Origin of the sequence: Pantoea sp. SIMBA_079, assembly GCF_046940275.1 — a bacterium.
Lineage (GTDB): Bacteria > Pseudomonadota > Gammaproteobacteria > Enterobacterales > Enterobacteriaceae > Pantoea > Pantoea borealis.
Genome location: NZ_JAWRYR010000001.1, coordinates 276,885 through 291,541, shown reverse-complemented (window position 1 = coordinate 291,541; position 14,657 = coordinate 276,885). Strand labels below are relative to the sequence as shown.

The 14,657-nt window shown below is 56.3% G+C and carries 12 protein-coding genes and 1 tRNA gene; 5 read left to right on the top strand and 8 right to left on the bottom strand.

Annotated elements, in window-relative coordinates; translation table 11 throughout:
• Window positions 1–103 precede the first annotated feature (103 nt).
• The 6 genes from SB719_RS01305 to SB719_RS01280 all read right to left on the bottom strand — a co-directional run bounded on the left by SB719_RS01305 (window position 104) and on the right by SB719_RS01280 (window position 6,825).
• Window positions 104–937, bottom strand: a complete 834-nt coding sequence (locus SB719_RS01305) for a GNAT family N-acetyltransferase (protein ID WP_412158781.1) — start codon at window positions 935–937, stop codon at window positions 104–106.
• 60 nt (window positions 938–997) lie between these two features.
• A complete protein-coding gene (gene cbl / locus SB719_RS01300; protein ID WP_065648963.1) occupies window positions 998–1,957 on the bottom strand; it encodes an HTH-type transcriptional regulator Cbl in 960 nt (319 codons plus the stop codon).
• Window positions 1,958–2,079: 122 nt separating this feature from the next.
• A complete protein-coding gene (gene nac, locus SB719_RS01295; RefSeq protein WP_065648962.1) occupies window positions 2,080–2,997 on the bottom strand; it encodes a nitrogen assimilation transcriptional regulator NAC in 918 nt (305 codons plus the stop codon).
• A gap of 340 nt (window positions 2,998–3,337) precedes the next feature.
• Window positions 3,338–4,369: an ABC transporter permease gene (locus tag SB719_RS01290; RefSeq protein WP_065648961.1), complete on the bottom strand. Its 1,032-nt coding sequence runs from the start codon at window positions 4,367–4,369 to the stop codon at window positions 3,338–3,340.
• A gap of 14 nt (window positions 4,370–4,383) precedes the next feature.
• Window positions 4,384–5,868: a sugar ABC transporter ATP-binding protein gene (locus SB719_RS01285; protein ID WP_304236389.1), complete on the bottom strand. Its 1,485-nt coding sequence runs from the start codon at window positions 5,866–5,868 to the stop codon at window positions 4,384–4,386.
• A 33-nt stretch (window positions 5,869–5,901) separates the two neighbouring features.
• Window positions 5,902–6,825: a sugar ABC transporter substrate-binding protein gene (locus tag SB719_RS01280; RefSeq protein WP_065648959.1), complete on the bottom strand. Its 924-nt coding sequence runs from the start codon at window positions 6,823–6,825 to the stop codon at window positions 5,902–5,904.
• Window positions 6,826–7,336: 511 nt separating this feature from the next.
• Between SB719_RS01280 and SB719_RS01275 the strand changes: the two genes are divergently transcribed.
• Window positions 7,337–7,412 (top strand) — tRNA-Asn (locus tag SB719_RS01275).
• A gap of 130 nt (window positions 7,413–7,542) precedes the next feature.
• On the opposite strand, the gene SB719_RS01270 is transcribed toward SB719_RS01275, so the two are convergent.
• A complete protein-coding gene (locus tag SB719_RS01270) occupies window positions 7,543–8,418 on the bottom strand; it encodes a hypothetical protein (protein ID WP_304233048.1) in 876 nt (291 codons plus the stop codon).
• A 183-nt stretch (window positions 8,419–8,601) separates the two neighbouring features.
• Between SB719_RS01270 and SB719_RS01265 the strand changes: the two genes are divergently transcribed.
• The 3 genes from SB719_RS01265 to SB719_RS01255 are packed head-to-tail and all read left to right on the top strand — an operon-like array spanning window position 8,602 to window position 11,552.
• Window positions 8,602–9,261, top strand: a complete 660-nt coding sequence (locus tag SB719_RS01265; protein ID WP_304233051.1) for a TetR/AcrR family transcriptional regulator — start codon at window positions 8,602–8,604, stop codon at window positions 9,259–9,261.
• 60 nt (window positions 9,262–9,321) lie between these two features.
• Window positions 9,322–10,704: a D-arabinono-1,4-lactone oxidase gene (locus tag SB719_RS01260; protein ID WP_412158780.1), complete on the top strand. Its 1,383-nt coding sequence runs from the start codon at window positions 9,322–9,324 to the stop codon at window positions 10,702–10,704.
• A 20-nt stretch (window positions 10,705–10,724) separates the two neighbouring features.
• Window positions 10,725–11,552, top strand: a complete 828-nt coding sequence (locus SB719_RS01255) for a glycosyltransferase family 8 protein (RefSeq protein ID WP_065650449.1) — start codon at window positions 10,725–10,727, stop codon at window positions 11,550–11,552.
• A gap of 1,053 nt (window positions 11,553–12,605) precedes the next feature.
• On the opposite strand, the gene SB719_RS01250 is transcribed toward SB719_RS01255, so the two are convergent.
• Complete coding sequence (locus SB719_RS01250; protein ID WP_065648956.1) at window positions 12,606–13,628, bottom strand: LLM class flavin-dependent oxidoreductase; 1,023 nt, start codon at window positions 13,626–13,628, stop codon at window positions 12,606–12,608.
• A 217-nt stretch (window positions 13,629–13,845) separates the two neighbouring features.
• On the opposite strand from SB719_RS01250, the gene SB719_RS01245 reads away from it, so the two are divergent.
• Window positions 13,846–14,631, top strand: a complete 786-nt coding sequence (locus SB719_RS01245; RefSeq protein ID WP_292976562.1) for a phosphate/phosphite/phosphonate ABC transporter substrate-binding protein — start codon at window positions 13,846–13,848, stop codon at window positions 14,629–14,631.
• Window positions 14,632–14,657 lie beyond the last annotated feature (26 nt).

Sequence of the window (14,657 nt, the reverse complement as noted above, 5' to 3'; positions counted from 1 at the left end):
CTGCTCCCTTAGAGGCTGTTGTCAGCTTTTAAGGGTAGCTGACAGAAACGGGCGTGCGGAGAATCTGCCGGATTAAGGTTTGCTGACGCTGCCGGATGACACGCTAACTCAGTGCCGGAGAGACCAGCGCAAAACAGTGTATGTCGTCTGCTGTGCGCCAGGGGGTGCCGTGCACCATGATGTGCGGTGCGTCGACCTGCTGCAGACCCAGCGTTGCCAGCCAGGCCGCCAGCCCGGCGTCAGGCGTATCAAGCCGGACAAACTGACCGGTCAGCGTGTGCAGCAGCGCGGCAATGAGCGCCTGCGCTACGGTACCGTCGCGGGCAATAACCGGGCCGATCGTCCACCCGCGGCCAAAGCGCCGCAGACTGGCAAAACCCTGCACGCTTTGCGCATCGCGCACCAGAACGCTGCCGGGTAGCAACTGCTGCAGCAGACGCGCACGCTGCAGACCGGTCGCCTGCCGGTCAAGCGCACACATATCCGCATACGCTGCGCTGCACGCCGGTTCCAGCCTCAGCGCAGGCGGCAGCGGTATAGCGGCAGGTGCGGCTAACGCCGCGGTCTGGTACTGCCATACCTGACCACACTCCCTGAATCCCAGCTGTGCATAGAGGCCTTTTCCCATTTCCGTTGCATGCAGGCGCAGCGTACAGCCGGCGAAACGCGCGATCAGCGCCTGCATCAGCCTGCGCCCGATGCCGCGTCCGCGCGCGGTCTGGTCCACCACTACCAGGCCGATGGTGGCAGCCGTGCTTCCCCAGCGCCAGCCAAGCGCGCAGCCGGACACCCGCCCCGCCTCTTCCATCACAACACCTTCCCCCAGCGCAATCAGCTGCTGCCAGTCCTCAATACGGTGTGGCCAGCCCGCCTGCTGCGTCAGGGCATGGCCAGCCGCGGCATCTGTCGCCGTAATATCACGCAACGTCATGCTCATGCGATTCTCCCTTAATGAATGCAGAAGAAGAGTGCCATACCGCGGCCGTGCCCGACAGTCTCAGATCTGAAAATCGAGCGCGGGTTCTTCCTCACTCTCATATGAGAGCGCCTGACGCCTGATCTCCTCCAGCGACAGGTTGGCGTTGCAGAGCTCCAGAAACTGCCAGACATAGTTGCGCTGCAGCTGCCCGCGCTTCAGGCCAAGCCACACGGTGTTAGCCTCAAACAGATGGCGGGCATCAATCCTGACCAGATGGTCGCCCTGATAGATATCGCACGCCTGATCGGCGAGGATCCCCACGCCGAGCCCCAGCTCCACATAGGTTTTCACCACGTCAGAATCCTGCGCGCTCAGGACAATATCAGGCCGCAGGCTGGCTGCCTGAAACGCCCGGTCAACGCGTGATCGGCCAGTGATCCCCTGCCGGTACGTGACCAATGGCCAGGCGCTCAGGCTTTCAAGTGACACCGGCTGCTGCTGCAGCAGGTCGTGACCGGGCGGCACCAGCAGCGAATGATGCCAGCTGAACCAGGGAAAAGCCGCCAGGCTGGCATGGTTAACCAGCTGCTCAGAGGCGATACCGACATCCGCTTCGCCTGCCAGCAGCATCGCAACAATCTCCTGCGGCGAGCCCTGATTCAGCTCCAGCCGCACGTTGGGATAGAGCTCGCGGAACGCTTTGATGACGCGCGGCAGGCTGTAACGCGCCTGCGTGTGGGTGGTGGCGATCGTCAGCACGCCGCTGGTCTCGTTGGTAAATACATCGGCCAGACGCCGCACTTTGCCTGCCTCATCCAGAATGCGTTCGGCAATGGTCAGCAGCGCTTTACCCGGCTCTGTCATGCCCAGCAGACGCTTTCCGCGCCGGATGAATATCTCCACGCCCAGCTCATCTTCCAGATCGCGGATATGCCGGCTGACACCGGACTGCGAGGTAAACAGCGTATTGGCGACTTCGGTCAGATTGAAGTCGCAGCGGGCGGCTTCCCGTATAATTTTAAGCTGCTGGAAATTCACACCCTCTCTCCTTTCTGGCACGGTTTTCGCCATGGTAGGGAGCGGAACTAAATACAACAAATAATAAAAAACCGCCTGTTATGCGGTTTAGTAATAAGGCGTATGGCTGCGACAGGCCGTTTTTAGCCCACCAGCATCAGCTCGCGATCGGCAACAGTGGGCTTATTCAATAGCGACAGCAGAATGGTTTTTACCGCCTGTGCCGCAGGCGAGAGCGGCAGCTGCGCAGACATGTTCAGCGACAGCGGCAGCGTCAGTGAGGGTGATGTGATGCGGGCCATCCAGGCGTGGGTTGAGCTGACCAGCGCCCGGGCAGCGGATTCCGGCAGCACGGTTACGCCCAGCCCGCTGGACACCGCGGCGGTCAGGGTGGCGATTGATTCAATTTCGCCAATGATGCGCGCGCTCAGGCGGCGCAGTGAAAACGCTTCATCTACCCGCTTGCGCACCGCGCTGTAGTCACGCGGCAGAAACAGGTTCATCTGCGCGACGTCGGCCAGATCCACCGCTGACCCCGGGCAGGCGGTTGCGCCGACCAGGTAAAGCTCCTCTTTCAGCAGCGGCAGGCTGGTCACGCCAGCCGTGGGCGCGCGATCGTAGAGCACGGCCATATCAAGCTGACCGTTCAGCACTTTATCGTTCAGCGAGCTGCCGCTGTTTTCATGCAAATACACCAGCACATCCGGATACTGCTCGCGCACGGTCTGCAGCAGCGGCATGGTCAGAGCGGAGGCCGCCGTGCCAGGTGCCAGACCAATAGAAACCTGTCCGGTCAGCGTCTGGCCCGCCTGGCTGACGGCGGCCTGCGCCTGCTCACACTGACGTAATATGGTGCGGGCGTGCGCATAGAGAATTTTACCCGCGTCGGTAGGCGTTACGCCGCGCTTGGTACGGATCAGCAGCTGCTGATCCAGTTCGCTTTCCAGCGTTGCCACCTGCTGACTGAGGGCCGGCTGCGCAATATGCAGTACTTCGGCGGCGCGGGTCAGGCTGCCGATATCGACGATGTTCACAAAATACTTCAGCCGTCTTAAGTTCATGTTGCCTCCGTCAATTCCGGTTTACCCGTTAAGGGCGTGTGGCCTGCTGGCCGATAAACAGAGTTTTGCAATAAGCAGGCCAGTTATTTCATCGCAGAAAAAAACGGCGTATCAGAGAGATTAAAAGACTGGAAAATAAGCTTTTGTGATTACCTGAAAGGAAGCAGAGTGTGCCGGTGCCGCAGCGGGCGGCTAAAGCGGGAGCTGGCATGCACTCTGCTGGTGCAAAACCTGCAAGGCAGACGTGCAAAAAAGTGATGACAGGAAACCGGTACGTTGTTTTTGCCTCCGGCCTGACCCCGGCCGTGCCGGGGTCAGTTGTGCCGCAGAGAGCGATGACTTAGCGTTTTTTGCGGTTGCGATGCATATCAATTGACACCGCAGCAACGATAATCATGCCTTTGATAATGTCCTGCACATAAGCGTCTACACCGACGAAGGTGAAGCCGCTCTTGATGAGTCCCAGGATCACGGCACCGATCAGCGTGCCGGTGATGCGCCCCACGCCGCCCATCAGGCTGCTGCCCCCGATAACCGCGGCGGCGATCGCATCCAGCTCATACGCCATCCCCATGCTTGACTGACCGCTGCTGACGCGCGCTGCCAGTACCACACCTGCCAGGCCTGAGAGCGCACCGGCAATGGTATAGACGATGATCAGATACTTATTAACGTTGATGCCGGACACTTTGGCTGATGTCATGTTGCCGCCAATGGCATAGACATATTTGCCGTAGCGGGTATGTTTCAGCGCGATATGGAACAGGAATGCCACCACCAGAAAGATGATAACCGGCATTGCACCCTGACCAATCGAGGTAAAGCTGTCTGACAGAAAGCTGATGGGATTACCCTGCGTATAGTATTGCGCCAGGCCGCGCGCGGACACCATCATCCCCAGCGTGGCGATAAAGGGCGGAATACCGGTACGGGTGATCAGTACGCCGTTGATGACGCCGCACAGCAGTCCGACACCGATACCGGCGCCGATGGGGATGGCCGCAGGCAGGTTAACCAGCGAGGGGAACATTGGCGACAGGCTTTCTGAGGTCTGCGCCAGGCTGGCCGCCACCACCGCCGTCAGGGCGATAACGGAGCCGGAGGAGAGGTCGATGCCGGTGGTGATGATCACCTGCGTAACGCCGACCGCGATAATGCCGATAATGGCCACCTGCAGGACAATCAGCACTAAACGGTTGGTGTTGAGCAGAAAAGACTGATCGCGTACGTACCAGCCGGCAATTTCAAAAATCAGCGCAATGCCTAACATCACCACAAAAATGCCGGTATCTTTCGGCAATTTATGGCGCAGATTACTGAAGAAAGAGCTTTGTTCAGTGGCCTGCGGGGCCGTAGCTTTTACATTATTCATAGGGATCTCAAGCCTCACTCAGATGCCAGCGACAAAATGGTTTCCTGGTCGGCCTCTTCTTTACTGAGGATGCCGGTTATGCGCCCGCCGTGCATCACCATGATGCGGTCACTCATGCCGAGAATTTCCGGCAGTTCAGAAGAGACCATGATGATAGCCACACCGCGATTAGCGAGTTCACTGATCAGGCGGTAGATCTCGGCTTTGGCCCCTACATCGATACCGCGGGTCGGTTCGTCCAGAATCAGGATCTTCGGCTGCGCCAGCAGCCAGCGCGCAATCAGCACTTTTTGCTGGTTACCGCCGCTGAGGTTATTGATGATCTGATCCATGGTCGGCGTTTTAATATTGAGCTTGCGGATCTGATCCATACAGTCCTGCGCCATTTTCACATGGCTGACAAAGCCGCTTTTGCCGGTGTAATCGGGCATGTTAACGATGCTCATGTTCTCCATCACCGACAGCACCAGAAACAGCCCCGACTTTTTGCGATCCTCAGTGAGAAACGCCATGCCTTTTTCAATGGCCGTAGAGGGCGAATCGATGCTGACCGGTACGCCATCGATCAGCACTTCACCGCTGTCATAACTCTCCATACCAAACAGGCTTTCCATCACCTCACTGCGTCCCGCACCCACCAGCCCGGCAACGCCCAGGATCTCCCCTTTGCGTACGCTGAAGCTGATATCGCTGAAGCGATCTTTGCTGGTCAGGCCGCGCACCGTCAGCACATCTTCGCCGATGGTGCCGTTGAATTTCGGAAACAGCTGGGTCAGCTCGCGCCCCACCATCTGGGTGATCAGCGACTGCCGCGTAAACGCGCTGGTATCGTTGCTTCCGACCCAGGTACCGTCACGGAAGATGCTGATCTCATCGGTAATAGTGAAGATCTCATCCATCTTATGGCTGATATAGATAATCGCCTTGCCCTGCGCCCGCAGGTCGCGAATGATAGTGAACAGATGCGCCACTTCGGTTTCGGTGAGCGCGGAGGTGGGCTCATCCATGATCACCACGTCAGAGTTCCATGATACCGCTTTGGCAATCTCCACCATCTGCTGCGCCGCAATGCTCAGCTCGCCCACCATGCGATCCGCTTTAAGGCGAATATTGAGTTTATTAAGCAACTCCTGCGTCTGGCGGTTCAGCAGCGCGTGATCGACAAAGCCAAACTTCATCGGCTCACGTCCCAGCCAGATATTTTCCGCCACGGTCATATGCGGCACCAGGTTCAGCTCCTGATGGATCATTGAGATGCCGGAACGCAACGCGTCCATGGTGTCCTGGAACTGCACGGGTTCCCCTTTGATGCGGATAGTGCCCTTATCGGGACGGTAAATCCCGATAAGGCATTTCATCAGCGTGGATTTGCCTGCGCCATTCTCGCCCATCAGGGCATGTACCGACCCCGGCCTGATTCGCAGTGAGACATTGTCGAGTGCCTTCACTCCGGGGAAGAACTTGCTGATGCCTTCGGCTTCAAGCGCAAAAGCGGTCATACATCACCTCCATACGGCTTAAGGGGGGAGCGGTTATTTCTGGTTGCGGTTCTCAAACTGCGCCATGTTCTCTTTGGTGATCAGCTGATAAGGGATGTTGATCACTTTCTCAACTTTCTCACCTTTTGCCAGGCTGACAGCAGCCCGCACCGCGCCTTCACCCTGCCCTTTGGCATCCTGGAAAACCGTGGCGACCATTTTGCCGTTTTTCAGCATCTGCAGCGCATCCGGGGTGCCATCCACGCCGGCAATCAGGATATGGTTCGGGTTTTTGCCCAGCGCCTGCAGGGCACCAATCGCCATTTCATCGTTGTTAGAGGCGATAGCCTGGATGTCATCGCCGGCGGTCATCCAGTTGCTGACCACATCCACCGCGTCGTTACGGGTGAATTTTGCCGTCTGCTTCTGCACCACTTTGATATCAGGATATTTCGCTACCACCGCTTCCACGCCTTTGGTGCGGTCGCGTGTTGATTCGTTCGCTAAATCACCCATCAGGATCGCCACGTTGCCTTTGCCGTTCATCGCTTTGGCCAGCGCTTCCATCTGCAGGCGGCCCGCCAGCTCTGAGTCTGAGCCGACATACGCCATTTTGTTTGTGAGTTCACCGGCAGGTTTACGGTTAACGAAGATCAGGGGAATATCCGCTTTCTTCGCCGCGTCCATGATCGGTTTCACGGCATTGGTATCCACCGGGTTAACGATAATGGCGTCCACGCCCTGCCCGATAAAGTTCTGTACCTGCTGCAGCTGCTGCGACACGTCTCCTTTGGCATCTTCCAGCTGGCCTTTAACATTATCTTTCTGCATCTCTTTCTGCATCGCCGTGCGCAGAATGGTCAGAAAGTTGTCGTCAAACAGCGCCATTGAGACACCAACCTGCAGATCTTTCGCCATAACCGCAGCGGGCAACATGCAGGCTAACAGGGAAGTGACTAACGCTTTTTTAAATTTCATAGGGCACCTTCTTATTGTTAGTTAACGCACGCACAGCATGATGCATCAGGTAAATGAAAAAAATCTTTTGCCTTTGCGCACCGCGACTGGCGTTATTTATGGGTACAGATTTTAGATAGTGGCACTTTACGCGCTGAAGCCAGCTGATGTTGCTCTGAAGAACGCGCTCCTTATCAACAGGTTAATTTTGCTGTTACCGCCGCCTGGTAAAAAATAGTTTCCGGCGTGATGATAAGCAGTTCATTTGTTTCATACTTGTTTCATATGAAATTTTCATCATAAAAGCACTGAAACGGTTGTTTTAAAATCAGCAAACCGCAAAAATTTGACACGCCTCTAACATCTCAGCGGAAATGCCTCTGAAGTGCGATCCTGTTGGCAGTTTGCTTTGCCACCACATCAGGCAGAAAAGCAGCAGAATGGTGCTTTTGCGCGCACTTAAACCAAAAGTGTGCAGTACGGCTTTGACAAGCGGGATCGCGCTCGCTACTATTCGCCTCGTTCACACGATTCCTCTGTAGTTCAGTCGGTAGAACGGCGGACTGTTAATCCGTATGTCACTGGTTCGAGTCCAGTCAGAGGAGCCAGAATTAGAAAAGCCCGCTCAGGGAAACCTGAGCGGGCTTTTTGCTGTGTTGCGTTTGAAATAGCGCAATGACGGGTGCTGTACCAGGCTGGCCGGGTACGCGGGTCTGCCGGGTCAGGCTTTGCGGAGTGTTAACTGACTTTAACCGACAGGTCTTTGCGGTTTCGCAAATTGTGATAAAGAGTTGTATTGCTTTCGGCATCTCCTTCAAGCGCGGAATAAAGACTTAACGTGTCGCTGTCTGAATACATACCCGAAGAATATCCTGAAGCAGGACCAAAATCAGACTCAGAATTTTTCCGGAATTCGATAAAAGAAACTACATCATTGCTTGTTATGCTTTTTTCTAAGATATTAATCTTGAGTTCTGATTCATTGCTGACAGAAGGTTTAGTATTATGATTCATTCCTGATAATTCATCATATTCACGTTTTAACCTATCTGCATTCTCTTCAGTTGTAATCAATTTTATCTGAGGGGGCACATTACTAAGAATTGAAAAAACATCCCTTGTATTCAAATTAGCATCATGAATATCAGTAAGATTAATTTCTCCTGATGGCATAAGAAGATCATTGCCTCTGCTCAGTCCTAATGTTTCCCTGAGCATGATCGATGAGCAGAGAGCAGCAAAATTGCTGTCAGGTACAAAACTTTCTGCCTTTTCGCTACCTCTGGATACGGTAATCTGCATTGCGTTGTACCGGCTATCTGGCCTTAGCGTAATGTCCATTTTATTGAGATGTAGCTCTATTTTCCCCATATTTTGCAGTGACTCTGGTGTAGCTTTTCTGTCCCGAAGTTCGGTTCTAAGTTGAGCTATCACTGACTTATAAACTTCCTCTTTTTCTCTTCTGACGCCACCAAGCGTAAATATATTAACAAGGTGTTCCAGCATACCTTTAGGTCTGGCGACATCTTTCATATTTAATTCACTGCCTATACCCATGGCATATGCACTAAGTCGGGAAGCTTCTTTGGTACTGATTAAAGCGGGAACTGACATAATTTCTCCTGAACTGCGTCTACAAAAACAGCCCTATAGTTAAAATGATCTCCTGTCCGCGCGCTCTCTAAATTCGCTCCTTATGGTTCAACGTCCCTGGCTGGCTTCGCGCCACACGTACTGCTGTCCGGGCTGGAGTATGCCTGTGTTATCATGGGGTTTTTGATCAACGCTGTGAAAACCATGTCTGAGACCCCCAGTAAACGCAAAAACGATCCGGAAGGATTAAAGCGCCGTATCATTGCGGCTGCGCTCTCTGTTTTCGCCGAATATGGCCTGACGGGCGCGCGCATGGAGCAGATTGCAGCGCTGGCGCAGACCACGAAGCGCATGGTGGTTTATCACTTCACCAGCAAAGAAGCGCTCTACATTGAGGTGCTGGAGCAGGTGTATCGCGCCATGCGCGAGCATGAAACCAGCCTGCAGCTTGCCACGCTCGAACCGGAACAGGCGATGATCAAACTGGTTGAGGCGAGCTTTGATTATCATGTGGCGCATCCGGACTTTATGCGGCTGGTCTGCAGCGAAAATCTGCTGCGCGGCCGCTATATCATGCAGTCTGAGCGGATCAAAACGCTTAACCGCAGCGCGCTCGAACTGCTTGAAGCGATACTGACGCGTGGCCAGCAGCAGGGACTGTTTTGTCGCGACCTCAGCAGCGTGGATGTGCACCGCCTGATCAGCAGTATCTGCGTTCACCATGTGTCGAACCGCTATACCTTTCATACGCTGTTCACGCCTGACGACAGCGAAGCGGAAACCATCCGCCGCAACCGTCAGCTGGCGGTAACGGCAACGCTGCGTTACATTCGCCAGGCCCCGTCGTCTGCGGGTTCGCTGTGATGGTCTACGCTTGATCTCATCAACGGGACGGTCACAGACCTGAGACTAAGGAACACTGAAGTGAACAAAGATGCCCTTCTCTATCCGTTACGCAACACCCAGGATACTGAACACGATACAGCCCTCTGGAACTGGGCGCAGAACTCTGTGGTGGGCCAGCGTCAGCAGCTGCACCAGCCACAAACGGAAGCTGAGCTGCAGCAGCTGCTGCGCGATACGCGCGGAAAAGTGCGTCTGATGGGCAGCCGGCTGTCGCCAGGCCGGATGCTCTGCGTGCAACCCGACGACCTGCTGCTCGACCTGAGCGCCTTTACCGGCGTACTGGCTGAAGATGACCACACCATTACCTTTGCGGCCGGTACGCTGCTGCAGACGGTGTATGACACCTTAACCGCGCGCGATCGCATGCTCGCCTCTTCGCCGGGCGTGATTGCCGTGCAGACGCTGGCGGGTGCGCTGGCGACCGGGACCCATGGTCAGGGATTACAGCAGAGTTCGCTGGCGGATGAAGCGCTGCGCATTCGCATGGTGCTGGCCGATGGCAGCGTGCGTGAGTTTGTGCGCGGCGAACCTGACTTCCCGGCAGCGCAGGTTGCCCTGGGTTCGCTTGGCGTGGTAACTACGGTTACGCTGCGCACCCAGCCGTTTCGCTTATTTACCTGCTATAAATTTGCCGTCAGCGCCGATGCGCTGGAGCAGGATCTGCTGAAGTGGAACCGTGACTATGAGCTGAGTAAAGCCTGGTGGTTTGTCGATGACAACCTGATGCATGTCTGGAACGCTGAGCAGGCCAGCGAAGAGGATACGCAGGCCTGGCACGCCAATGGACGTCAGGTGATTGAGCATGGCGATAACGCCGACAGCAGCCTGAATCATACCATTGATCAGACGCTGGCCCAGATGCACCGCGATACGCAAATCCACGGTAAAGGTGGTAAACAGTTCCGCACCGTCACCCGCTTCCGCGACTTCACCGATGTCAGCGGCGATATTTATCAGCTTTTTTGTCGCGGCATCGCGGTCCCGCAGATCAACGTAGAAATTGCCGTGCCGCTCGATAAAACGCCGCAGGTTATCAGCAAGATTAAAGCCTGGTATGCCGAAAATCAGCCGCACATGCACTACCCGATTATCCTGCGCTGCACCGGCGCCTCAGAAGGCTGGCTGAGCCCGTCACATCAGCAGCCCTCCTGCTTCTTTGGGTTTGTCGTGTACTACGCGGATGATGGCTCGCTGTCGCAGGAGGGTCTGCATTTTCTGACGGAAGTAGAGAAACTGCTGGCAGCTGAAGGCGGACGCCCGCACTGGGGGAAATATTACGATCCGCAGCGCTATCAGTGGCGCGATATTTATCCGCAGTGGGATGCTTTCCGCACGGTGCGTGAGACGCTGGATCCTACCCGCCGTTTCAGCAACGACTACGCCACCGCGCTTTTTGACTGATGTCTGAACAGGGAGAGAATATGTTCGCCTGGGTAACGCTGCTGACGCAGCCCGATTATGTTATTGGCGTGAAAGCGCTGCACCGTTCGCTTCAGCGCAGTGAAACCCGCTGGCCGCTGGTTGTGATGGTCACGGATGCGATCGATGCCGGGACGCGCGCTGCGCTGCAGGCTGCAGGCTGTGTGATTAAGCCTGTTGCGCCGCTGATGCCCGACAGCGCGCTGGAGCAGCACTACGCGTCGGCACAGTTTGGTGAGGTGTGGAGCAAATTACGCGCGTGGGAGCTGACCGACTATGAGCGCGTGGTTTTTCTGGATGCTGATATGCTGGTTCTGCAGAACATGGATGAGCTGTTTACGCTGGATATGGGTAAATATGCGCTGGCCGCCTGTCACGCCTGCCGCTGTAATCCAAACCAGATTGCGAGCTATCCGGCCAGCTGGCAGCCGGAAAACTGTCACTATACCTGGCATGACCGGGGCGAAGCGGCACCTGCCACGCTCGACGCTTATCTTAACGGCGGTTTTCTGGTGCTGAAACCGGATAACGCCGTGTTCAGCTGGCTGCAGCAGAAAGTGCAGGAGATTGACGATCTTAAACGCTATCCCTTCTCGGAGCAGGATCTGCTGAATGAAGTGTTTGCTGGCCGCTGGTTGCCGCTTTCCTACATCTATAACGCGCTAAAGACGCTGCCCTTTCAGCACAGCGCTATGTGGCAGCAGGATAAGGTTAAAAACCTGCACTATATCCTCGCCAAGCCGTGGAAGCGCGATCTCACCCAGCCGGAAGAAGAACGCGACCGCTATTATGCGCTGGATAAACTGTGGTGGGAGCGTGGTACCGCATAGCGGCGCCGGCTTTCATACGCGGCCAGGGCGCCATGAATGGCGCCCCTGCGGTGATGATTTACGTAGGGGCCGCATTGATGCGGCCCTGGTTTCATTTGCGGCCAGGGCGCCATGAATGATAATGCAACGTAGGGGCCGCATTGATGCGGCCCTGGTTTCATTTACGGCCAGGGCGCCATGAATGGCGCCCCTACAATGATGATGTACCGTAGGGGCCGCATTATTGCGGCCCTGATTTCATACGCGGCAAAGAGCGCCATGAATGGCGCCCCTGCGGTGATGATGTACCGTAGGGGCCGCATTATTGCGGCCCTGATTTCATACGCGGCAAAGGGCGCCATGAATGGCGCCCCTACAATGATGGTGTACCGCAGGGGCCGCATTGATGCGGCCCTGGTTTCATTTGCGGCCAGGGTGCCATGAATGGCGCCCCTGCGGTGATGATTTACGTAGGGGCCGCATTGATGCGGCCCTGGTTTCATTTGCGGCCAGGGCGCCATGAATGGCGCCCCTACAATGATGATGTACCGTAGGGGCCGCATTATTGCGGCCCAGGTTTCATACGCGGCCAGGGCGCCATGAATGGCGCCCCTACAATGATGGTGTACCGTAGGGGCCGCATTATTGCGGCCCTGATTTCATACGCGGCAAAGAGCGCCATGAATGGCGCCCCTGCGGTGATGGTGTACCGCAGGGGCCGCATTATTGCGGCCCTGGTTTCATACCCGGCCAGGGCGCCATGAATGGCGCCCCTACAATGATGTATGCAGGGGCCGCATTATTGCGGCCCTGGTTTCATTTACGGCCAGGGCGCCATGAATGGCGCCCCTGCGGTGATGATTTACGTAGGGGCCGCATTGATGCGGCCCTGGTTTCATTTGCGGCCAGGGCGCCATGAATGGCGCCCCTACAATGATGGTGTACCGTAGGGGCCGCATTATTGCGGCCCTGGTTTCATACCCGGCCAGGGCGCCATGAATGGCGCCCCTACGGTCATGATGTATGCAGGGGCCGCATTGATGCGGCCCTGATTTTATACGCGTCCCGCAATGATTAACGCCAGCCAAGCGCCGGGGCGACGTGGGTAAGAATGCTGTCGATAACGTGCGCGCAGTAATCCACGCCGAGCTGATTTGGAATAGTCAGCAGCAGCGTATCTGCCTCTGCAATACCCTCATCTTCTGCCAGCATCTTTATCAGGCGATCCGGCTCGGCTGCATAGCTGCGGCCGAAAATGGCGCGCGTCTTCTCATCCAGAAAACCAACTGAATCCTGATCCTGACCGCCGCGGCCGAAGTAAGCGCGATCGGTATCATTCATCAGCGCAAAGATACTGCGGCTCACCGACACGCGTGGCGCACGCTGATGGCCTGCGGCAGCCCATGCTGCGCGGTAGGCACGGATCTGCTGTGCCTGCTGCACATGGAACGGTTCGCCGGTTTCATCATCTTTCAGAGTGGAACTCTGCAGATTCATTCCCTGCTCTGCGGCCCAGACGGCAGTGGCATTTGAGCCAGATCCCCACCAGATACGCTCGCGCAGCCCTTCAGAGAACGGCTCCAGACGCAGCAGCCCTGGGGGATTCGGGAACATTGGCTGGGGATTTGGCTTTGCAAATCCCTCACCGCGCAGCACGTCCAGCAGCGCTTCCGTGTGCCGGCGCCCCATATCCGCGTCGCTCTCGCCGGCGCGGGGATCAAAACCAAAGTAGCGATACCCCTCAATCACCTGCTCCGGCGAACCGCGGCTCAGCCCCAGCTGCAGACGGCCGCCGGAAATCAGATCGGCTGCACCCGCATCTTCTGCCATATAGAGCGGATTTTCATAACGCATATCGATAACGCCAGTACCGATTTCAATACGGCGGGTCTTTGCCCCCACCGCAGCCAGCAGCGGGAAAGGCGAACTCAGCTGGCGGGCAAAGTGGTGGACGCGGAAATAGGCGCCGTCTGCCCCCAGCTCTTCTGCCGCGACCGCAAGGTCAATAGACTGCAGCAGTACATCCTGCGCCGAGCGGGTGGCAGAATGGGGTGATGGCGTCCAGTGGCCGAATGAGAGAAAACCAATTTTTTTCATGTTTCAGTACTCCCCGCCAGCGACAGAATCGCCTGACGTTACCTATGTATAAATCGATAAACAAAGGGTACGCCAGCGCGGTGATGAGTGATAGCCAATAGTTTTCGTGCGCATCTTCAACTTTTTTGTACAACCGCACCCACCCTCTCGCCTATCAATCTCAGCTATCTTTAAAACACCGATTTGCCAAACAGGCTGATGCACTCAGGGATGCCTTATGCACCTTATCTCTTTACCTATGTATGACATCGACAGCGCAACAACGGCGGCAACTACCGATGCGCTACTGAAACTGCTGGCAAAACGCGATGTGACAGCACAGGTGGTTGCACCGGACGATCTGCTTACCCACTGGCGCGACGACAATCTGCTGCTAAGCCAGACCTGCGGCTATGCGCTGGTCAGTCAGCTGCCAGAGGTACAGCTGGTCGGCACGCTGCAGTCGTGTGCACCGGGCTGTGAGGATCTGCGTTACCGCAGCTGGCTGGTGGTACGCCGGGAGGAGGACGATCGCATGCTGGAGGATTTCCGCGGACGGCGTGCCGTATGCAACAGCGCTGACTCTCACTCAGGCTATAACGCCCTGCGCTATGCGATCGCACCGCTTGCGCGGCACGGTAAGTTCTTTGCAGAAACGCACTTTAGCGGCAGCCATCAGCAGTCTCTGGCGGCGCTGCGCCGTAACGAAGCAGATATCGCGGCCATTGACTGTATTACCTGGGCACTGCTGCAAAAATATCAGCCGCAGGCGCTGGCCGGAGTGACCATTATTGGCGAGACGCCGCTCTGTCCGGCCCTGCCGCTTATTACGTCTGCCCGCACCGACAGTCTGCTGCTGGAAAAGCTGCGCAGCGCGTTATTTGAACTGGCCAACGTTGAGGATTTTAAACCGCTGATGCAGGCCAATCTGCTGAACGGTTTTTCAGTGCCCTGTCGCAGTTACTATGATGAGGTCCTCGCATGGGAGCAGCAGGCGGCGGCACTGGGCGTGACCCGGCTCTGAACAACGCAGGAACAGGTGACAACCGG